The sequence below is a fragment of the Enterobacter sp. BWH64 genome (assembly GCF_001037645.1).
GTDB classification, from domain to species: Bacteria; Pseudomonadota; Gammaproteobacteria; order Enterobacterales; family Enterobacteriaceae; genus Enterobacter; species Enterobacter hormaechei_C.
Genome location: NZ_KQ089922.1, coordinates 3,298,280 through 3,319,576, shown reverse-complemented (window position 1 = coordinate 3,319,576; position 21,297 = coordinate 3,298,280). Strand labels below are relative to the sequence as shown.

General features: G+C 53.3%; 22 protein-coding genes. 13 read left to right on the top strand and 9 right to left on the bottom strand.

Annotated features, from left to right (window positions below; translation table 11 throughout):
* Positions 1-4: 4 nt before the first annotated feature.
* Positions 5-919, bottom strand: a complete 915-nt coding sequence (locus SK50_RS15775) for an ABC transporter permease subunit (protein WP_003859667.1) — start codon at positions 917-919, stop codon at positions 5-7.
* A gap of 68 nt (positions 920-987) precedes the next feature.
* Positions 988-2,109: a branched-chain amino acid ABC transporter substrate-binding protein gene (locus tag SK50_RS15770; RefSeq protein WP_015570246.1), complete on the bottom strand. Its 1,122-nt coding sequence runs from the start codon at positions 2,107-2,109 to the stop codon at positions 988-990.
* A gap of 411 nt (positions 2,110-2,520) precedes the next feature.
* Between SK50_RS15770 and SK50_RS15765 the strand changes: the two genes are divergently transcribed.
* Complete coding sequence (locus SK50_RS15765; RefSeq protein ID WP_003859671.1) at positions 2,521-3,189, top strand: YecA/YgfB family protein; 669 nt, start codon at positions 2,521-2,523, stop codon at positions 3,187-3,189.
* A 316-nt stretch (positions 3,190-3,505) separates the two neighbouring features.
* On the opposite strand, the gene tyrP is transcribed toward SK50_RS15765, so the two are convergent.
* Positions 3,506-4,717: a tyrosine transporter TyrP gene (gene tyrP, locus SK50_RS15760; protein ID WP_045345252.1), complete on the bottom strand. Its 1,212-nt coding sequence runs from the start codon at positions 4,715-4,717 to the stop codon at positions 3,506-3,508.
* A 191-nt stretch (positions 4,718-4,908) separates the two neighbouring features.
* Between tyrP and SK50_RS15755 the strand changes: the two genes are divergently transcribed.
* Positions 4,909-5,145, top strand: a complete 237-nt coding sequence (locus tag SK50_RS15755; RefSeq protein WP_003859673.1) for a YecH family metal-binding protein — start codon at positions 4,909-4,911, stop codon at positions 5,143-5,145.
* Between the two features lie 36 nt (positions 5,146-5,181).
* On the opposite strand, the gene ftnA is transcribed toward SK50_RS15755, so the two are convergent.
* Entirely contained in the window at positions 5,182-5,679 is a 498-nt protein-coding gene (gene ftnA / locus SK50_RS15750; RefSeq protein WP_003859676.1) for a non-heme ferritin, read from the bottom strand.
* 200 nt (positions 5,680-5,879) lie between these two features.
* Complete coding sequence (gene yecR / locus SK50_RS15745; RefSeq protein WP_015570249.1) at positions 5,880-6,218, bottom strand: YecR family lipoprotein; 339 nt, start codon at positions 6,216-6,218, stop codon at positions 5,880-5,882.
* A 245-nt stretch (positions 6,219-6,463) separates the two neighbouring features.
* On the opposite strand from yecR, the gene SK50_RS15740 reads away from it, so the two are divergent.
* A complete protein-coding gene (locus SK50_RS15740; RefSeq protein WP_003859680.1) occupies positions 6,464-7,102 on the top strand; it encodes an RpiB/LacA/LacB family sugar-phosphate isomerase in 639 nt (212 codons plus the stop codon).
* A 42-nt stretch (positions 7,103-7,144) separates the two neighbouring features.
* Here the strand turns inward: SK50_RS15740 and SK50_RS15735 are convergent, their stop codons facing one another.
* Positions 7,145-8,563 carry an MFS transporter gene (locus SK50_RS15735; protein WP_045345019.1) on the bottom strand — a complete coding sequence of 473 codons (1,419 nt, stop codon included), beginning with the start codon at positions 8,561-8,563 and terminating at the stop codon, positions 7,145-7,147.
* Positions 8,564-8,777: 214 nt separating this feature from the next.
* Between SK50_RS15735 and azuC the strand changes: the two genes are divergently transcribed.
* Positions 8,778-8,861 (top strand): stress response protein AzuC, encoded by an 84-nt coding sequence (gene azuC, locus SK50_RS23920; protein WP_003859682.1) that lies wholly within the window; start codon positions 8,778-8,780, stop codon positions 8,859-8,861.
* Between the two features lie 106 nt (positions 8,862-8,967).
* Positions 8,968-9,219 carry a DUF2766 family protein gene (locus SK50_RS15730; protein WP_003859683.1) on the top strand — a complete coding sequence of 84 codons (252 nt, stop codon included), beginning with the start codon at positions 8,968-8,970 and terminating at the stop codon, positions 9,217-9,219.
* A gap of 80 nt (positions 9,220-9,299) precedes the next feature.
* Here SK50_RS15730 and SK50_RS15725 read toward each other — a convergent pair whose 3' ends face one another.
* Both SK50_RS15725 and SK50_RS15720 read right to left on the bottom strand, forming a co-directional pair.
* The gene (locus SK50_RS15725) at positions 9,300-10,643 is read right to left on the bottom strand and encodes an anaerobic C4-dicarboxylate transporter (RefSeq protein WP_017693227.1); all 1,344 of its coding nucleotides are present in this window, start codon (positions 10,641-10,643) and stop codon (positions 9,300-9,302) included.
* 576 nt (positions 10,644-11,219) lie between these two features.
* Positions 11,220-11,723 (bottom strand): non-heme ferritin-like protein, encoded by a 504-nt coding sequence (locus SK50_RS15720; protein WP_017384424.1) that lies wholly within the window; start codon positions 11,721-11,723, stop codon positions 11,220-11,222.
* 503 nt (positions 11,724-12,226) lie between these two features.
* Between SK50_RS15720 and SK50_RS15715 the strand changes: the two genes are divergently transcribed.
* The 6 genes from SK50_RS15715 (at position 12,227) to otsA (ending at position 19,027) form a co-directional block, all read left to right on the top strand.
* Positions 12,227-12,784, top strand: coding sequence for a DJ-1/PfpI family protein (locus SK50_RS15715; RefSeq protein ID WP_045345022.1), 558 nt, complete (start codon positions 12,227-12,229; stop codon positions 12,782-12,784).
* A gap of 316 nt (positions 12,785-13,100) precedes the next feature.
* Positions 13,101-14,090: an arabinose ABC transporter substrate-binding protein AraF gene (gene araF, locus SK50_RS15710; RefSeq protein ID WP_048229646.1), complete on the top strand. Its 990-nt coding sequence runs from the start codon at positions 13,101-13,103 to the stop codon at positions 14,088-14,090.
* 71 nt (positions 14,091-14,161) lie between these two features.
* Entirely contained in the window at positions 14,162-15,676 is a 1,515-nt protein-coding gene (araG, locus tag SK50_RS15705; protein ID WP_003859688.1) for an L-arabinose ABC transporter ATP-binding protein AraG, read from the top strand.
* Between the two features lie 14 nt (positions 15,677-15,690).
* Positions 15,691-16,671: an arabinose ABC transporter permease AraH gene (araH, locus tag SK50_RS15700; protein ID WP_003859689.1), complete on the top strand. Its 981-nt coding sequence runs from the start codon at positions 15,691-15,693 to the stop codon at positions 16,669-16,671.
* A 153-nt stretch (positions 16,672-16,824) separates the two neighbouring features.
* Complete coding sequence (gene otsB / locus SK50_RS15695; protein WP_045345024.1) at positions 16,825-17,628, top strand: trehalose-phosphatase; 804 nt, start codon at positions 16,825-16,827, stop codon at positions 17,626-17,628.
* Positions 17,603-19,027, top strand: a complete 1,425-nt coding sequence (gene otsA / locus SK50_RS15690) for an alpha,alpha-trehalose-phosphate synthase (RefSeq protein WP_048229643.1) — start codon at positions 17,603-17,605, stop codon at positions 19,025-19,027. The genes otsB and otsA overlap by 26 nt, the downstream gene beginning before the upstream one ends.
* Positions 19,028-19,042: 15 nt before the next feature.
* Here otsA and uspC read toward each other — a convergent pair whose 3' ends face one another.
* Complete coding sequence (gene uspC, locus SK50_RS15685; protein WP_017384418.1) at positions 19,043-19,471, bottom strand: universal stress protein UspC; 429 nt, start codon at positions 19,469-19,471, stop codon at positions 19,043-19,045.
* 796 nt (positions 19,472-20,267) lie between these two features.
* Here uspC and flhD point away from each other — a divergent pair.
* On the top strand, positions 20,268-20,618 hold the full coding sequence (flhD, locus tag SK50_RS15680) for a flagellar transcriptional regulator FlhD (protein ID WP_003859693.1): 351 nt from the start codon (positions 20,268-20,270) through the stop codon (positions 20,616-20,618).
* Between the two features lie 2 nt (positions 20,619-20,620).
* On the top strand, positions 20,621-21,199 hold the full coding sequence (flhC, locus tag SK50_RS15675) for a flagellar transcriptional regulator FlhC (protein ID WP_048229640.1): 579 nt from the start codon (positions 20,621-20,623) through the stop codon (positions 21,197-21,199).
* Positions 21,200-21,297: the final 98 nt, after the last annotated feature.

Below are 21,297 nucleotides of genomic sequence, written 5' to 3'. Positions count from 1 at the left end.
TTCCTTACACTTTAGCCACGACGGGGCGGCCCAGCAGCCCCTGAGGACGAAAGATCAGAATTAAGACCAGCAATCCAAACGAGAACACGTCTTTATAATCCGAGTTCACCATCCCGGAGAATTGCGCTTCTGCGACGCCCAGAATCAGCCCGCCAAGCATCGCACCGGGCAGAGAGCCGATGCCGCCCAGCACCGCCGCCGTAAAGGCCTTGATGCCGATAACAAACCCGACGTAAAAATCAAAGGTGCCGTAATTCATGGTGATTAGCACGCCCGCCAGCCCGGCCATGGCTGCGCCGATAACAAACACCAGCGAAATAATTCTGTCGGTGTTGATGCCCAGGATGGAGGCCATCTTACGATCCTGCTGTACCGCACGGCACATGCGTCCTAAGCGGGTACGGTTGATAATCCAGGTCAGCACCAGCATGCCCGCGAACGAGGCGATGAGAATAAAGACTTTGGTATAGGTTATCTGGACAAACCCTTCGCCGAGGTGAAAACGCAGCACGCCATCAAGCATGGTGGGCACGCCCTGCTGCCGCGGGCCCTGGCTGAGCTGGACGTAGTTTTGCAGTATCAACGACATCCCGATGGCCGAAATCAGCGGTGCCAGACGCGTCGAGTTGCGTAGCGGCTTATAGGCGATGCGCTCAATCGTCCAGCCATAAACGCCGGTGACCACGATGGTGAAAACCAGCGTCCCCAGGATCAGCAGCGGAAAGGAGTGGAGTCCAAAAAACGCCAGCAGGGCCAGGCCAATGGCCGAGAGATAGGCGGAGATCATATACACTTCGCCGTGGGCGAAATTGATCATACCGATGATGCCGTACACCATGGTGTAGCCGATGGCGATAAGACCGTAGACCGAACCCAGCGTTAAGCCATTAATTAATTGTTGCAGGAAGAATGTACTCATGGTCGCGCACCTGAATAAAGGGTTACGCCGACAGTCAGACCTGCCGGCGCTGAGCAGATTCCGTCCCGTTATGGCACTTCTTTATATTTGCCTTTGTCATCCCACTGATAGACCACGTAGTCAGAGACTTTGAGGTCACCTTTGCTGTCCCAGGCTTTTTTACCCATCACCGTGTCGACAGGGTTGGCCTTCAGCCACTCGCTGGCTTTTGCGGAATCCGTCCCTTGCGTGGCCTTGAATGCCGCCGCGATAGCCTGCACAGACGCGTAGGCGTAGAGGGTGTATCCTTCAGGTTCAAATTTACCGGTGCGGAATTTCTCGATGACGGCTTTTCCGTCCGGGATCAGGCGTGGATCTTTACCGAAGGTCATGTAAATACCGTTGGTGTATTGCGCCCCACCGGCGGCGGTGACCATCTCTTCATTGACGATACAGTCTCCCGAGAAGAACTTCGCCTGCACGCCCTGTTCACGCATCTGGCGAACCAGCGGGCCCGCTTCCGGGTGACAGCCTCCGAAGAACACCACGTCCGGTTTTTGTGCGCCAATTTTGGTCACCAGCGCGTTAAAGTCTTTCTCCCCGCGGGATAACCCTTCGTACATCACCTCCTTCACGCCGCGTTTCGCCAGCGCCGCCTTAGTGGCGTCCGCCAGCCCCTGGCCATAGGTGTCTTTATCGTGGATGATGACCACCCGTTTGGCTTTCAGCTTATCAAGAATGAAATCGCTGGCGACCTGGCCCTGCTGGTCGTCACGTCCGCACATGCGAAATATATCGCTCATGCCACGTTCGGTAATAAGCGGGTTCGTTGAGCCGGGGGTGATGGAGAGGATCCCGGCATCGCTGTAGACCTCGGAGGCGGGCATGGTCGACGAGGAGCAGAAGTGGCCGACGACCGCTTTCACCTTATCCTGATCGACTAAGCGGTTGGCAACGGCGACGGCCTGTTTGGGCTCGCAGGCGTCGTCGCCCTGAACCAGTTTGATTTTCTCACCGTTGATCCCGCCGGCGGCGTTAATGTCTTCCGCCGCCTGCGTAGCGCCATGCCAGTATTGATCGCCGTAGGTTGCGTTCGGGCCTGTGAACGGCCCGGCCACGCCGATGACGATATCGGCCTGCGCGGAAAAGGCCGTCACCAGACAACCGGCCAGCACCAGGGAGAGGGGAGTTTTGGTAAATTTCAGCGACATTATTATGTTCCTTAGCAAAGAGGTTTTTGCACCAGGTATAAACCCGAACGCCTGATGGCATCGTAAATCCAAAAACAAGAGCGAGAACAAAATGCACTTTAGAAGCAATCTCATGCTTAATACGGCGAGGATCCCACGCACCGCGAAGCGCGCAGAACATTAAGCAAAAAGGTTGCCAGAATGGTTAATCCCTTGACCGGGTCACAACACGTTGAGTATAGAGCGCCGTTTTATGCGTCTTTGCGGGATGAGATGAATTTACAGCGGAGATCACATCTCCTTAACAACAAAGCCCATAAGTTGTGCAACGGTCACGATTTGCACGTTTTTGCAGCAATAAAGACCTAAACTTCAGATAGGCACGTGCGGCGATCTATGTCAGGATCGTTTTTTTTATCAGGAGTATCAGCAATGGCTGAAGGCCCATTAAATGAAAGCGAGATGGCGTGGCTGGAAGAGACATTAATCTCTTACGGTCACGACGATGCATCCGTGATTGACGTGTCCGAACTGGACGGCATGCTTACCGCAGTACTTTCCGGTCCCGTTGTGGTGGAGCCCGACACCTGGCTGGTGGCGGTCTGGGGTGGTGAGAAATATATTCCGCGCTGGAAAAACGATCGTGAGATGAACCGTTTTATCGATCTCTGCTTTAAGCACATGAACGATATTGCCGAGCGTTTGAGCGAATACCCGGATCAGTTTGAACCGCTGTTTGGCTATAACGACGTTGACGGTCAGAGCTATACCGTGGTGGAAGAGTGGTGCTATGGTTACATGCGCGGCGTGGCGCTGACGGACTGGTCATCCCTGCCGGAAGCGCTGGAAGCGGACCTGGCGGTGATTGCCCTGCACGGGACGGAAGAGAACAGCGAGAAGCTGGATGCGCTGACCGAAGAGGAGTACATGGCCAGCATCGAAAGCATTCAGCCTGCGGCGCTGCGTTTGTATAACTACTGGGTGGCTAACCCGCAGCAGCCGGAAGCGAAAAAGCCGATCGTGAACGGGTCGAAGGTGGGGCGTAACGATCCGTGCCCGTGCGGGAGTGGGAAGAAGTTTAAAAGCTGCTGCCTGCATTAAATCATTAATTACTGTGGCCTGAATGGGGCACGGGTGTTGAGTCCCCGCTAAAATCGGCGAACCGGAGACCAGATGACAAAGGCTGGACGCCATGGATGGCGGCCAGAGGCGAATCGAGACAGGATGTCGAGTTGAGCCGACCGCAGGCAGATGGTCGGGAGGTGAGCGCAGTGCGAAGCACCGATTTTCCGCGGGGCCGCGGGGATTGATAAGGGGGCCGCGGCGGCCCCCTTATCCCGTTCACATGCTGTGAAAAAATTATATTCTGTTGATCTTAAGGTGAACGGAACAGTACCTCAGGACCTGTATAAATAAGTTATCCCACTTCCGGCAGCATTCCCGCTGCAATCAGCACCTGCACCAGAATAATCACCACCCCACAACCAAACACCGCGCACAGCATTGGCGTACCGCCCGCTACGCGATACCCCTGCTGCGGATGTTGCTGGCGGCTCTTCCACGCCAGCAGGGAAGGCAGCAGCAGGGCCAGAATGGATAACGCCACGCCAGCATACCCCAGCGCCATCACAAACCCGCGCGGGTAAAAGAGCGCGAAGGCCAGCGGCGGCAGGAAGGTCATCGCCCCCGTCTGTAAGCGTCCCGCAACGGTATTGCGACGCTGGAACAGATCCGCCATATAGTCAAACAGGCCAAGCGCCACGCCGAGGAAGGAGGTTGCCAGCGCCAGGTCTGCAAACAGATGTACCGCCAGCTCCACGTGTGAAGAGGCCACCACGTTACGCAGGGCAACCAGGAATCCATTCAGACCAGAATGCTCTGCCATCAGGCCGATAAAGGTATTGGAATCAATACTGCCCAGCGTCACCAGCTGCCAGAACAGGTAAGCAATCAACGGAATGGCGCTGCCGATAACAAAGACGCGGCGCAGCTTGCGAATATCACCGTTCATATAGCTCACGATGCTCGGCACGCTGCCGTGAAAACCGAAGGAGGTGAAAATAACCGGGATGGCCGAAAGCGCCAGACCTTTCTCCAGCGGGAGGGAGAGCAGGTTAATCTTGTGAACATGCGGTGCCAGCAGCACCAGCATCACAATCAGGAAGAGAATTTTGGCGCTGAACAAAAAACGGTTAAACAGATCGACCAGCGATGTGCCCGCGCAAACCACGCCGCCACCGATCAGCGTAAAGACAATGGCGCCTGTTTCCGGTGAAAGTGACGCGCCGAAGCCGTCATTGATACTTGACGCAATCAACTCCCCGGCGCCGCTGATGTAAGCGGCAGTCAGGGCGTACATCAGGAACATCATGCTGAAACCGGTGATCCACTGCCCGTAGCGTCCAAGATAGCGTGCAGCCAGGGAGCCTAAGCCAGTATCGGCAGGGACATGCTGATAAACCTCCAGCAATAATAGCGCGGTGTAACACATCAGGGCCCACAGACCGCCCAGCAGCACTACGGTAACCCCAAACCCGACGCCGGCGGCAGCCAACGGCATGGCCAACATTCCTGCGCCAATTGTCGTTCCGGCGACGATAAAAATACTTCCCAGAGTTCTGTTCTTCACGCTTTCCTCTACAACGCTTCCATACCGCGACTCATTCTGCGGCGCAGAGTAAGGGAAAAGCACCATCTCGTCAAATCACCGTTACATAGGGTGTAATAATTAATTTACAAAAAGAAAAGGGTAACCTGAGCCAGCGCAAAGCGTGCCGTGGAGGGAACGTTTAGTCTGCTTTTTATTTGCGAGAGGTAACCATGTCAATTCACGGACACGACGTGCTGAATATGATGATTGAGTCAGGTGAGCGCTATACGGAGGAGAGTCTGGTTGAGGCGATACATGCCCGCTTTGGCGAAGCGGCGCGTTTCCATACCTGTTCAGCTTCGGAGATGACGGCCGCGGAGCTGGTGGCGTTTCTGGCGGCGCGCGGAAAATTCATTCCGGCAGCAGACGGATTTTCCACTCACGAAAGTAAAATTTGCCGCCATTAAATAGTGCGGTGCTGAAAACTCAGCACCGCTTTTCTGTTAATTCTGGGTATCGAGCGTCGACAGCTCTTTATCAATGAAGTACAGACCTTCCCCGGATTTACCTGCCAGAGATAATTTATCCAGCACGGATTTAAACAGCTTCTCTTCTTCGTGCTGTTCAGCCACATACCACTGAAGGAAATTAAAGGTTGGATAATCCTGGCTGGTCATGGCGGCATGAGCCAGTTCATTAATTTTCTGGGTGATCAGCTGTTCATGCTCATAGGTGGCGCGGAACAGTTCATCAAGAGAGCCGTATTCGGCAAAAGGCGATGCCACGTTATCAATGCGCGGCAGGCTGCCGGTGTCCGTCAGGTAATCAAACAGACGCTGCATGTGCGTCATCTCTTCCTGGGCATGACGACGCAGGAAGGCGGCCGCCCCTTCAAAGCTGTGATAGCTGCACCAGGCGCTCATCTGCTGATAAAGCAGGGAAGAAAAAAGCTCAAGATTCATTTGCGCATTGAGCTTGTCGATCATTTCAGTTTTTAACATGGTGCAGCTCCGGTTTATTAATTCTGGTTCACGATGAGCGACACTATAATTTGTTATTTAATTATTTGCAAAAAGTAAAATAAATATTTCTTTATTAAAAATACGAATGGGAATAAAACGCATTGCCGCCCATAATATTTATTAATGAGAATTGTTTTAGTTCTTATTAAATAAACTGCCAGCGTGACTGGCAGTAGCGGTTAATACCACGGATTCTGGCTGGAAGAGGTAACAGCATATCCCTGACATTTATACTGAATGGTCACACTTTCGTTCAGACAGAGTGAACCGCTGATCAGGGTGCAGGTTTTAATTGGCTGCCCGTAGGCTGACGCAGTGGCGTAGCCCATATGTTGACAGGCTTTGGTTGCCGTACCGTTATTAACATACTCATCAGACCAGGCGTTTTGCAGCATGGCCTGGCCATAGTCGAGGCGCACAATTCCGTTTGGGGCATCCGTACTGCTGACTTCTGCCTGACGGTTGATACTGCACCCGGCGAGCAACAGGATCGTTCCGGCTATGATTACACGTTTCATGGTTCACTCTGCGTGACGGGAAATACGCCATTGTAACCAACGCGATGGTACGCAATGGCTGGAATAGCCGGAGGATCTGCCCTCTCACTGTGCAACGAGCCGGGCCACCGCGCGAAATTGTGAGCGCATCTTTGTTTTTTAAAACAAGTTTTCACTTAATTTGAAAGTGCGTTTGTTTGATAGTAAGGTTAAGTTGAAAAGGTATCCACAGCGGGATCGCCCGCCATGCATTTAGGAGAGACAAGATGAAAATTGCACTGATGATGGAAAACAGCCAGGCCGCTAAGAATCCCATCATCCTTAATGAGCTGAAAGCCGTTGCTGATGAGAAAGGTTTTCCGGTCTATAACGTCGGTATGAGTGATGAGAACGATCATCATCTCACCTATATTCACCTGGGCATCATGGCGAGCATTCTGCTTAACGCTAAAGCCGTTGATTTTGTTGTTACCGGCTGCGGTACCGGGCAGGGCGCGCTGATGTCCCTGAACATCCATCCGGGTGTGATTTGCGGTTACTGCATCGATCCTGCGGATGCTTTCCTGTTTGCGCAAATCAACAACGGTAACGCGCTTTCTCTGCCGTTTGCGAAGGGCTTCGGCTGGGGGGCAGAACTGAACGTACGCTTTATCTTTGAGAAAGCCTTTACCGGACGCAATGGCGAAGGCTATCCACCAGAGCGTAAAGAGCCGCAGGTGCGTAACGCCGGGATCCTGAACCAGGTGAAAGCGGCGGTGGTGAAAGAAAACTATCTGGATACCCTGCGAGCAATCGATCCTGAGCTGGTTAAAACCGCCGTATCAGGCCAGCGCTTCCAGCAGTGCTTCTTCGAGAACTGCCAGGACAAAGAGATTGAAGCCTTCGTGCGCGGTATTGTTGGCTGATTTACTTTGCCGGGCGGTGCGTTGCCTGCCCGGCAGATAGCGTTACTTTTTCGATGAGACCGCGCTGCCCGCATCTTTAGTCAGCCGCAGCGTGTCAACCATTCCCACCAGGCAGATCAGCGCGATTGCCACAAATGCCAGCCGGAAGCTCATTCCCGGCATACCGGCAATCCCCATCGCCTCACTGACTTTTTCCCCGATACGAATACCAATCGCCCCGAGCGTGATCCCAAGCCCCACGGCAAGCTGCGTTGCGGCTGAAAACAGAGTATTGGCATAGCTCATCTGCGCCGATGGCACATCCGCAAAAGCCAACGTACTGATGGCTGTAAACTGAATCGAACGGAAAACGCCGCCCAGATAAAGGATCAGCATGATGAGCCACGCGGGCGTCTGCGGCGTAAGAAACGCGCAGGCCAGCAACGCCAGGACATTCAACGCACCGTTAATCAGCAACAGCCGCTTAAACCCCAGGCTGCGGATAAGCGGCGTCGTCGCCGGTTTAATGGTGAGATTGCCAACGAAAACCGCCAGCACCAGCAGGCCAGAATGGAACGCGTCCATGCCAAAGCCGACCTGGAACATCAGCGGTAACAGGAACGGAACCGCGCTGATGGAGGCGCGAAACAGCGATCCGCCGTACAGGGTGACGCGAAACGTCGGCACCTGCATCGCATCGAGCCTGATCATCGGCCAGGTTGCCCGCTTAAAGTGACGCAGCGCCAGGCTTAAGGCGACGACACCGACGATAAACAGCGTGGCGGTTAATCCTGTTCGCAGAGGCTCTGCGCCCATCAACTCCATCGCATAAACCAGGCTCACCATAGCAAGGGTGGTGACAACAAAACCCGGTAAATCAAACGGTCGGCGCGTATCTTCATGCAGGTCTGGAATGATGCGCAGCGCCAGCAAAATGGCGATTATCCCCAGCGGCACGTTAATAAAGAAGATCCAGCGCCAGTCGGCATAGCTGGTAATGAACCCACCCAGCGGCGGGCCGATGATCGGCGCGACCAGCGCAGGCCACGTCAGGGTGGCGATTGCCGTGATGAGCTGATGTTTTGGCGTTGTGCGTAGCACGGCCAGGCGACCTACGGGCACCATCAGCGCGCCACCCATGCCCTGGAGGACGCGCATCGCAACGAACTGATCGAGCGTGGTGGACAGGCCGCAAAATACCGAGGCCAGCGTGAAGATCGCCAGCGCGAGGGCAAACACTTTTCGCGCGCCGAAGCGGTCGGCGATCCAGCCGCTGGCGGGGATCAGTACGGCCAGGGTGATCAGATAGGCGCTGATGCCGATATTCAGATCCACCGCCTGGTCGCCGAAGCTTTTTGCCATATCCGGCAACGCGGTGGCGATCACCGTCCCATCCAGAAACTCCATAAAGAAAGCACCGGCCACCAGCAGCGCCGCAGGCGATAATCCACGGCTCTCTTTGCCGGATACGTTTTCACTCATTCTCTTCCTGCCCGCTCAAAAAATTTTATAAACATTTACTGGAATTTATAAGCCTGTAACGTGCGGATTTATCATGGCTTTTTTTAACAAACCAGCAGCACTGAGGGTTTAATAACCGTGATGCAGGTCACAAAATGGTTGATTTTTGTGATGGTGGTCATATTATAAGCGTATTGACAATAACACCTGCATAACACGTTAATGGAGCAACATAATGAAACTGCGCAAAATCCTGAAAAGCATGTGGGCAAACTACTGCACAACGTTTAAAGACGTCCCACCGGGTGCGATGTTCTGATAAAAAAACCTGCTTCGGCAGGTTTTTTTATGTCTGCGGACGACGAGAGGGAGATGGAAGGGCGTCTGTTTTGCTACTATGGCGGCCTTTGAATAAGGAGAACCCCATGTCACAAAACCTGAGCGCCGATCAGGAACTGGTATCTGACGTCGTCGCCTGCCAGCTGGTTATCAAACAAATCCTTGATGTAATTGACGTTATCGCGCCGGTAGAAGTGCGCGAAAAGATGTCGACCCAACTGAAAAACATCGATTTCACCAACCATCCTGCTGCGGCGGACCCGGTTACGCTCCGCGCGATCCAGAAAGCGATTGCGCTGATTGAACTCCGCTTCACACCGCAGGGCGAGTCTCACTAAAATAAACCGATGTTTTAAAATTAGAAACTCTTTTCTGCTTTTACGTCGAAGGGCGACAGAGCCTGTCGCCCGCAGAAGGATCAGAAGAACGTCTGCACCAGCAGATAGCTCACCACGCAGGCACAGCTGACGCCAATCAGCCCCGGCAGAATAAAGCTGTGGTTGATGATGAATTTACCGATGCGGGTGGTGCCGGAGCGATCGAACCCGATACAGGCCAGATCGCTCGGATAGGTGGGCAGCACAAAGTAGCCGTAGGATGCCGGGAAGAAGGCCACCAGCATTTTCGGATCGATGCCCAGCATCAACCCCATCGGGGCGACCGCGGTCAAGGCCGCAGCCTGGCTGTTGACCAGTTTTGATACCAGGAACAGCACGATGGCATACGTCCAGGGATGACTTTTCACCACCCCCTCCAGCGCCATTTTCAGCTCGTCGAGATGCGCCTGAAAAAAGGTATCGCTCATCCACGCCACGCCAAACACCGAGAAAATCGCGACCATCCCCGCCTTAAATACCGCCCCGTTTGAAATGGCCGACGCATTCACCTTGCAGGTCATCAGCATGATGGCCCCGGCGATCAGCATCATCATTTGAATGACAAGGTTCATCGACAGGGCTGTCATTTTCCCTTTGATCTCAAACGCCGGACGCAGCTCGGGCAGCGCACCCAGCAGGACCACTACGGCAATCCCGGCGAAGAAGATCCACGTGGACCAGTAGGCCTGTTTCGGGAAACGTTGATCCATCAACGTCTCCGTTCCTCCATAGATAAACTCCCGCTGTTTCGGATCTTTCAGCTTTTCCTGAAATTCGGGATCGTCTGCGAGGTTTTTCCCGCGACGCAAGCTCCACAGTGCCGCAATGGCGACGCCAGACAGTGAGGCCGGTACGGAGACCGCAAGAATTTCAAGGATCCCCCACGCGTGGCCGATACCGTGCTGCGCACCAAGAATCGAGACCAGCGAAACGACGGCCACGGAAACGGGGGAGGCGGTGATCGCCATCTGAGATGCCACCGAGGCCACCGCCATCGGCCGTTCCGGGCGTATGCCTTTTTTCAGGGCGATATCCGCGATAATGGGAAACATGGTGTAGACGACGTGCCCGGTCCCGCACAGGAAGGTCAACATCCAGGTGGTAAACGGTGCGAGAAGGGTGATGTGCTGGGGATGTTTACGCAGCAGGCGCTCTGCAAACTGCATCATTACATTCAGGCCACCGGCGGTCTGTAGCGTGGCCGCACAGCCGATGACGGCGAGGATCGTGAGCATCACGTCAACCGGCGGTTTACCGGGTTGCAGACCAAAGACAAAACTCAAAACAAACAGGCCGATGCCGCTTATCAGCCCCAGGCCCATCCCGCCGAAGCGGGTGCCTATCAGCAGGCAGAGGATAATGACAATAAACTCAATGGTGATCATGATGCTCCCTCGTTAATGAATGTAATTAAACAAATCATTACACGATGTATGGTTATTCATTGGGAGCAAGATCTGATTTGTTAAATGTCAGCAAAAGCAGGGAGTTGGTACCCACTCCCTGACGGGCTGAGGGATCCCCAGTAATTTGAAAGCAAAAGCGATAACGTTGCCTTCAGAATAACTGAAGGCTTTCAGCGATGCCTCGGTCCGGCTGTAAATCGCTGAGGCGTTTCCTGTAGGCCGGGGCGAGGCGCAGGGATGCGCCGAGAGGGCGGGCTTTACAGGGATGTTACCTCCGCCCGTCCCCGATAAGCCGGAAGGAATAAGCCGAAGGTACCGCGAAGCGGCGATTTTCCGCCGGAAGCCCGGGTCGCCAGGGTGGTGGCGACTGAGCCACCCTGGCACGTTCACCGGTTATGCCGTGACAGAGTAGCAAGGAACATAAAGTGAACGGAATGACCACCAGAGCCGTATGTTCCCCCTCACCCCAGCCCTCTCCCTCAAGGGAGAGGGGGCCGTCTGTGCAGGCATTATTTTGTGGGGAACTCTCAGCCCTGACGGGAGCGGGTGAAGGACTTAGTGGTGTTGCACGGTAGCAATGTCGAGAAGATGGCGGTCCGTCTGCTCCAGACAAATCCCCGCGCGTTTCGCGTTGCGGATTTCATCTGCGAGCGTCTTCAGCAGCATGCCATCCTGCTGCTGCTCTCTGTCCATATCACGTAAAAACTTGAGGGTAATGATGTCCCGTTGCGCTTTGGCTTCATCAGCCAGTTTGCTCAGCTTCGCACAGCGTTGCTCATACTCTTCGAGCGTTTTCTGAAACAATTCTTCCAGAGAAGTGTAATTATCTTCAATCGTTTCAAGCTCTTTGACGGTAGGGTTTGCCCCGACAGCTTTCAAAAAATTAAAGACGCGCATCATGTGCGTGACGTTACTTTGCGCCTGAGTACGAAAGAAGGTGGCAGTGCCGTTGAGGCTTTTTCTGGAACACCACGCGCTCAAATGCAGATGCAGATTTGAAGCATAAAACTCCAGGTTCATCTGGGCATTCAGTTTTTGCATCATCGTTTGGGTAGTCATTCTCATATCCTTATTGACTGTGGGACTTGATGTCCGCTACTTAACCTGACCCGGCAGGTATTGACGATTGAATGGCAGAAATAGATTTCTGCAAGGTAAAAAACTCGAAAATTCACTTCCTGTGTTCGATTAAAATAAGCATACGCTTCTCTTTGACTTAAGAAAACTCTTAATTGGGCTGTGTTTACCATACATTACAAATTTAAATATAGCCCAGAATAGAAAGAGGGTTAAGAGATTGGATTTAATATAACTTGTTGATTTTGATGGGTGTGAAATTAATATCGCTCATTTTTATCGTTTCAGGAAACGTTCTTTGGCGGGAAATTCTGTAAAAGTGTTAAATCAGAAATAATATCTGCAAATATATCCTGTCGTATCGAATTTGAGCTAAATCAATTTTCACTCAATATACGGTTCTGTGATCGCGTCGCAAGATTGTGATCTGATAAAGAGTGAAAATGAAACACTGTTTTACATCGTTTCATTCGTTGAGGTTTATGATGGCTAACGTTGCGGTGCTGCTGGCACCCGGTTTTGAAGAAGCAGAAGCGATTATCACGATTGATATTCTGCGGCGTTTACAGATTGAGGTGGAGACGCTGGCCTGTGCGGAGTCCCGTGCGGTAGTGAGTTACCACAATATCCCCATGGTGGCTGACAGTACGTTAACGGAGCGCATTAATACGCTGTATGACGCGGTCGTGTTGCCCGGTGGGCCGCAGGGGAGCGTCAATCTTGCGGCTAACCAGGAGGTACTCCGCTTTGTTTCCGCCCATGACGAGCAGGGCAAACTCATCTGCCCGATCTGCTCTGCGGCCGCGCGGGTGCTGAGCGGTAACGGGCTACTGAAGGGGCGCCGCTACGTCTGTTCCGGCGACCTCTGGCAGAGCGTTGATGATGGAGTATATGTGGATGCGCCGGTCGTGGTGGATAATAACCTCATCAGCGGCAAGGGGCTGGGTCACGCTTTTGACTTTGCGCTGGCGCTCTCTGCTCGTCTGTTGGGTGACGACGCCCCCGTGCGCGATCATGCTGAACACATCTATTACCGCTGGTAATTTTTCTGCCGGGCGCTAAGGCGTCCGGGTTACAGGGATTTCTTAGCTGACCTTATGGATAATCCTGCTTAACTCCTTTCCATTTGTAGGACAATTACGTCCTTTTTTATGTCATTTTTCGCTGAATTTATGTACGCAATTACTGTAATTCTGCGGTGTGATGTCGCTCTCTTATGGATGATTAATTTCCCGCTAAAACTATCTCCAGCAATAACGCTTATGACGAGGTAAGCGCTAATGCCTTGTTTTAAGTCCGATTAAATAAGTTGTTCGCCATTATTCCCTACAGATAAGAATGCTAAAGCTGGAGTTTACCATGCACAAATTTACTAAAGCGCTGGCGGCCATCGGCCTGGCTGCCGTTATGTCACAATCCGCTATCGCTGAAAATTTAAAGCTCGGTTTTCTGGTTAAACAGCCGGAAGAGCCGTGGTTCCAGACCGAATGGAAATTTGCTGATAAAGCCGGAAAAGATTTGGGATTTGAGGTAATTAAAATCGCCGTACCTGACGGTGAGAAAACGCTGAACGCCATTGATAGCCTGGCGGCCAGCGGCGCGAAAGGTTTCGTTATCTGTACGCCGGATCCAAAACTGGGGTCAGCGATTGCCGCGAAAGCGCGCGGTTACGACATGAAAGTGATTGCGGTGGTCGATCAGTTCGTGAACGCCAAAGGTAAACCAATGGATACCGTTCCGCTGGTAATGATGGCGGCCACTAAAATCGGTGAGCGTCAGGGCCAGGAGCTCTACAAAGAGATGCAAAAACGCGGCTGGGATGTCAAAGAGACCGCCGTGATGGCCATTACCGCTGACGAGCTGGACACCGCCCGTCGTCGTACCACCGGGTCCATGGACGCCCTGAAAGCGGCTGGCTTCCCGGAAAAACAGATCTACAAAGTTCCGACCAAATCCAACGATATTCCGGGCGCCTTTGATGCGGCGAACTCCATGCTCGTCCAGCATCCGGAAGTGAAGCACTGGCTGGTGGTGGGGATGAACGACAACACCGTACTGGGCGGCGTGCGTGCAACGGAAGGCCAGGGCTTTAAAGCACCGGACGTGATCGGGATCGGCATCAACGGCGTTGACGCCGTGAGCGAACTGTCTAAAGCGCAGGCGACCGGCTTCTATGGCTCTCTGCTGCCAAGCCCGGATGTCCACGGTTATAAATCCAGCGAAATGCTCTACAACTGGGTGACTAAAGGGGTTGAGCCGCCGAAATTCACCGAAGTGACCGATGTGGTGCTGATCACCCGCGATAACTTCAAAGAGGAGCTGGCGAAAAAAGGACTGGGCGGTAAGTAATACGCTGTGATTGCGCCCCTCACTCACCGTGAGGGGCCAGACGTACACACTACAGGAATCACGGAGTCGTTATGCAACAGTCTGATCCGTATCTCTCTTTCCGCGGCATCGGTAAAACGTTCCCCGGTGTAAACGCGCTGACCGATATCAGCTTCGACTGCTATGCCGGCCAGGTTCACGCCCTGATGGGGGAGAATGGCGCGGGAAAATCCACGCTGCTAAAAATTCTCAGCGGCAACTACACGCCCACCACCGGCACGCTGGCTATTCGCGGCGAAGAGGTGGCCTTTGCCGACACCACGGCAGCGTTAAATGCGGGCGTCGCCATCATCTATCAGGAGCTGCATCTCATTCCTGAAATGACCGTGGCGGAGAACATCTATCTGGGCCAGCTTCCGCATAAAAGCGGCGTGGTCAACCGCTCGCTGCTCAACTATGAAGCGGGCTTGCAGCTCAAGCATCTTGGGCTGGATGTCGATCCGCAAACGCCCCTTAAGTATCTCTCCATCGGCCAGTGGCAGATGGTGGAAATTGCCAAAGCGCTGGCGCGTAACGCCAAAATCATCGCTTTCGATGAGCCAACCAGCTCGCTCTCGGCGCGTGAAATAGAAAATCTCTTTCGCGTGATCCGCGAGCTGCGCAAAGAGGGCCGCATCATTCTGTACGTTTCTCACCGTATGGAAGAGATTTTTGCCTTAAGCGATGCCATCACCGTGTTTAAAGATGGCCGCTACGTGCGCACCTTCACCGATATGCAGCAGGTCAATCATGACCAACTGGTGCAGGCGATGGTCGGACGCGATCTGGGGGATATTTACCACTGGAAACCGCGCGAGTATGGCCCGGAGCGTCTGCGTCTGGATAACGTCAAAGCCCCGGGCGTGCGCACGCCCATTTCACTCTCGGTGCGCAGCGGCGAAATCGTCGGGCTGTTTGGCCTTGTGGGGGCAGGGCGCAGCGAGCTGATGAAAGGGCTGTTTGGCGGCACCCGAATAACCCAGGGCCAGGTTTTCGTCGACGGGAAAAAGGTCGATATTCAGAAGCCTGCGCAGGCGATTAACGCGGGGATTATGCTCTGCCCGGAGGATCGAAAGGCTGAGGGCATTATTCCGGTGCACTCGGTGCGCGACAACATCAACATCTCTGCCCGGCGCAAGTTCATCCGCGCGGGATGTCTGATTAACGACGGCTGGGAGGCGAGCAACGCGGATCACCATATCCGTTCGCTGAACATCAAAACCCCCGGGGCTGAACAGCTGATCATGAACCTGTCCGGCGGCAATCAGCAAAAAGCCATTCTGGGGCGCTGGCTGTCGGAAGATATGAAGGTCATTTTGCTGGATGAGCCAACGCGCGGTATCGACGTGGGGGCGAAACACGAAATCTATAACGTCATCTATGAACTGGCAAAACGCGGTGTGGCGGTCCTGTTCGCCTCCAGCGATCTGCCTGAGGTGCTGGGCGTCGCCGACCGCATTGTTGTGATGCGTGAAGGTGAAATTGCCGGTGAATTGCTGCATGAACAGGCGAATGAACAACAGGCGTTGAGTCTCGCCATGCCTAAAGTTAGCCAGGCTGTCGCCTGAGTAAGGAGTCAATGATGTCCTCTGTTACTACATCCGGAGCGCCGAAGTCGGCTTTCAGTTTTGGCCGCATCTGGGACCAGTACGGCATGCTGGTGGTCTTTGCTGCCCTGTTCGTCGCCTGCGCGATTTTTGTGCCGAACTTCGCCACGTTCATCAATATGAAGGGGCTGGGGCTGGCTATCTCCATGTCCGGCATGGTGGCCTGCGGAATGCTGTTCTGCCTGGCCTCCGGCGATTTTGACCTGTCGGTTGCCTCGGTGATTGCCTGTGCTGGCGTCACCACTGCCGTGGTGATCAACATGACCGAAAGCCTGTGGATCGGCGTGCTGGCCGGGCTGCTGCTCGGCGTGCTGAGCGGCCTGGTGAACGGGTTTGTCATTGCGCGCCTGAAGATTAACGCCCTGATTACGACGCTGGCGACCATGCAAATCGTGCGCGGTCTGGCCTATATCATCTCCGACGGGAAAGCCGTGGGGATTGAAGACGAGCGTTTCTTCACGCTGGGCTATGCCAACTGGCTGGGGCTGCCTGCGCCAATCTGGCTGACGGTAGGCTGTTTGATCCTGTTCGGTTTCCTGCTTAACCGCACCACGTTTGGCCGTAACACGCTGGCGATTGGCGGCAATGAAGAGGCGGCGCGTCTGGCGGGTGTTCCGGTCGTACGGACCAAGATCATTATCTTCGTGCTTTCCGGGCTGGTATCGGCGGCGGCGGGGATTATTCTGGCGTCGCGTATGACCAGCGGCCAGCCAATGACCTCCATTGGTTATGAGCTGATCGTCATCTCAGCCTGCGTTTTAGGGGGCGTTTCCCTCAAGGGCGGCATCGGAAAAATCTCATATGTGGTGGCGGGGATCCTGATTCTGGGGACCGTGGAGAACGCCATGAACCTGCTTAATATTTCTCCGTTCTCTCAGTACGTCGTACGCGGCCTGATCCTGCTGGCAGCGGTGATCTTCGACCGTTACAAGCAAAAAGCGAAGCGTACCGTCTGATTTATTTTTAGCCATCAATATGCTCAACTATTAACCATAGTTGACCCCCTGACCGGCCCGCCAGTTTTGCTGACGGGCCGGTTGCCAAATGGCGAGCACCGTCACACTGTCTATACTTACATGGCTGTTTTGTTCACTGTAAGGAGGATTAGGGTGGCTGACTTGTTAACCGCACCGCCTGTACTGCCCGGAAAATTTGCTTTCTTTTTTGACCTCGACGGGACGCTCGCCGGGATTGAACCGCATCCGGATTACGTCGTTGTACCGGACACGGTGTTAGAGAATTTGCAGCAGCTCTCCCGACAGAACGAGGGGGCACTGGCATTGATTTCAGGGCGCTCAATGGCCGAGCTGGACGTGCTCGCCAGTCCTTATCACTTTCCGCTGGCCGGTGTGCACGGAGCGGAGCGCCGCGATATCCATGATCAACTGCATATAGTTTCACTCCCCGACACGCTGATTCAGGCGCTGCATACGCAACTCTCTTCGGCTCTGGAAATGCTTCCCGGCACGGAACTGGAAGCCAAAGGCATGGCCTTTGCGCTGCACTACCGTCAGGCGCCCCATCATGAGGCGGCGATCTTTGCGGTGGCAAGAAGCGTGGCGGAAGCCCATCCGGAGCTGGCGTTACAGCCGGGTAAATGTGTGGTCGAGATTAAACCGGCAGGAATTAATAAAGGCGCTGCCATTGCAGCGTTTATGGCGGAAGCGCCGTTCAAAGGGCGTACGCCAGTCTTTTTTGGGGATGACCTGACCGACGAGGCCGGGTTCAGGGTGGTAAACCAGGCCCAGGGCATGTCTGTTAAGGTTGGATCTGGTGAAACCATTGCCGGATGGCGGCTGGAAAATGTCGCCAGCGTCTGGCAGTGGATATCTGACGTCGCTAACCAGCAACAACAACAAATAGCGCAAAACAACGGGAGAAATCATTATGGGTCGCTTAGTCGTCGTCTCTAATCGCATCGCACCGCCGGATGATAAAAAAGCCAGTGCCGGTGGCCTGGCGGTCGGGGTATTAGGTGCCCTCAAAGCCGCAGGTGGTCTCTGGTTTGGCTGGAGCGGGGAAATCAGTAATGATGAGAAACCGCTAAAAAAGGTGTCACGGGGCAATATCACGTGGGCCTCCTTCGCCCTTAGTGAGAAGGACTACGATGAATATTATTCCAAGTTCTCAAACGCCGTGCTGTGGCCAGCGTTTCACTATCGTCTGGATCTGGTGAAATTCCAGCGTGAATCCTATGAAGGCTACATGCGCGTTAACGCGCTGCTGGCAGATAAACTGCTGCCGCTGATCGAAGAAGACGATATTTTATGGATCCACGATTACCATCTGCTGCCCTTCGCCAGGGAGCTGCGTAAACGGGGTGTGAAGAACCGGATCGGCTTCTTCCTGCATATTCCGTTCCCGACCCCGGAGATCTTTACGGCGCTGCCGCAGCATGATGAAATTCTTGAAGCATTGTCTGATTACGACCTGCTCGGTTTCCAGACGGAAAATGACAGGCTGGCGTTCCTCGACAGCGTGTCGGGTAAAACCCGGCTGGTCACTCACGGCGGCAAATCTCACACCGCGTGGGGACGAAATTTCCATACCGAAGTCTACCCGATTGGTATTGAGCCAGACGAAATCGCCGAGCAGGCCTCTGGTCCGCTGCCGCCGAAGCTTGCCCAGCTCAAGGACGAACTCAAGCACGTTAAGAATATCTTTTCGGTTGAACGACTGGATTATTCCAAAGGGTTGCCGGAGCGATTCCTCGCTTATGAAACCCTGCTGGATAAATTCCCGCAGCATCACGGCAAGATCCGCTATACCCAGATAGCGCCGACCTCGCGCGGTGAGGTTCAGGCTTACCAGGATATTCGTCACCAGCTGGAGACCGAAGCAGGGCGCATCAACGGGCGCTATGGTCAGCTCGGCTGGACTCCACTTTTCTATCTGAATCAGCACTTTGAGCGCAAAATCCTGATGAAAGTGTTCCGCTATGCGGACGTCGGGCTGGTCACCCCGCTGCGCGACGGGATGAATCTGGTGGCAAAAGAGTATGTAGCAGCACAAGATCCTGCTGACCCGGGCGTGCTGGTGCTGTCCCAATTTGCCGGTGCGGCAAACGAGTTAACCTCGGCGCTGATTGTGAACCCTTACGATCGCGATGATGTGGCAAATGCCCTGAACCGCGCGTTAACCATGCCGCTTGCGGAACGTATTTCACGTCATTCAGAAATGATGGAGACCATCGTTAAGAATGATATCAACCGCTGGCAGGCGCGTTTTATTGACGATTTGCGCGCGATCCAGCCGCAAACTCAGGAAGGTGATCTGCAAAAAAAGATCGCGACCTTCCCTAAACTCGCCTGATTTTCTCCGGGGGCATTAATTGCCCCCGAGAGGCACCAGCAGGACATCCACCTGGCTTGACGAAACGATGGATTTTGCCGAGCATGCCGCCCGGGAAAAAAAGCTCTGGTTATGATTTCCACAAATGACCAGGTCAACATTCTGTTTCTGACAAATGTCGAGAATATGTCCACTTAACTCGCCGGTGGCAATCACCGTCTGGTGGACAGGATATTTTGCCCGCTCAACCAGCTCGCGCAGAAATTGCTGCGTTTCCTCCTGAAGAACCTCACGAATATCTTCCAGCATTGGCGCTGCCAGTTGATTATACATTTCGGGTTCAGCAGCCAGGGTAATCAGACTTATGCGGGCATTATTCGGGCGGGCAATGGAAACGGCACGGGCGACGAGTTGATGACTTTCGGGGGAAACCGCAACAGAAACAAGAAGATGGGAGTAACTCATCACACACTCCTTTTATGTCAGAATGACACGTTTCTCAAGCTTTACCGCGAATCTGCCGCTTCTGCAAGAGGCACATGCGACAATAGTGTGAAGCTTATCATAATTATTCATTAATTATTCTTATAAGAAGAATAACGAAATGGGGACGCTAAATGAAAGTAATTAACAACTTAACTTAAATCACACATTTAGCCTTCCGTGCTGTTAAATCGCGTTAACCGATCGTCAACGCAAGCGTGATGGTTACCCATGGAAACTTTTTTCTCGAAAGGAAAACTTAAGCTGCTGTTTTTACTTAATTAACTCCGCCTCTTCTCTGGCGTTCGCGCCCGTTGTGACGCGAAAGGGCAGTGCTTCTTCGACGTAGCAATTTTCATACCCGATCCCCTCATCCTTCTGCATGAGTATTCGTTCCATAAGAATATAAACAAGCTTTAGTTGCTCAATAAATAGTCAAATTACAAGTCACGCTGATGGATTTATGGGTTACATTCGCGTAAATTATGTGACGGAGATCACATTTTTTTTAAATTCCAGGGGGGGCTGCATTGTATGTGTCAAAACTGACGAGTAGAGTTTGCGTCGAATTAGGAAAAATCTTAGTTATTTGTAAGAAAAGATAAAATGTGTAACCGACATTTTGGCCATGTTAACCGGTCACGCGCTTTACGACGTACAAACCTAAATTCAACTATGCATTTGGCCTTTTCTTTTTATACCGGGTGATTTCCCGGCGACATCACGGGGTGCGGTCTTTCCGCATAAAAATAATAGTTGGTTATTCGGGATGGGAAAAATGCATACATCCGAGTTGCTAAAACATATTTATGACATCAATTTGTCGTATTTATTGCTCGCGCAGCGTTTGATTAGTCAGGACAAACCGTCAGCGATGTTTCGTCTGGGTGTTAACGAAGAGATGGCAACCATGCTGGGTGGATTAACCCTCCCGCAAATGGTCAAGCTGGCTGAAACCAATCAACTTGTCTGCCAGTTCCGTTTTGATAACCCGCAGACCATTACGCGTCTGACTCAGGAATCCCGCGTGGACGATCTGCAACAGATCCACACTGGTATTCTTCTCTCCACCCGCCTGCTCAACGAAATCAGCCAGCCTGATGACGTAGCCCGGAAGAAAAGGGCTTAACAATGAGCGAAAAAAGCATTGTTCAGGAAGCCCGTGATATCCAGCTGGCGATGGAACTCATCACGCTCGGTGCGCGTTTACAAATGCTGGAAAGCGAGACGCAGCTGAGCCGTGGTCGTCTGATCAAGCTGTACAAAGAATTGCGTGGTAGCCCGCCGCCAAAAGGCATGCTGCCGTTTTCGACTGACTGGTTCATGACCTGGGAGCAGAACATTCATGCTTCCATGTTCTGTAACGCCTGGCAGTACCTGCTTAAAACGGGCTTATGCAGCGGCGTTGATGCCGTGATCAAAGCCTACAAACTTTACCTTGAGCAATGCCCGCAGCAGGAAGAGGGACCCCTGCTGGCGCTGACCCGCGCCTGGACGCTGGTGCGTTTTGTTGAAAGCGGAATGCTTGAATTGTCCCGCTGCAACTGCTGTGACGGCAATTTCATTACCCACGCGCACCTGCCTGCGGGCAGCTTCGCCTGTAGTTTGTGCCAGCCTCCATCCCGAGCCGTAAAAAGACGTAAACTTTCCCGGGATGCTGCCGATATTATTCCACAACTGCTGGATGAACAGATCGAACACGCTGTTTAACCCGAACCTGTGGGCAAGATTCCAGCAGCGGTAAGCGATTACCGCTGCTTTTTTTTACCCTGCGTTCAGGTCATGCGCTCGAAATGAACGTCCTGCCA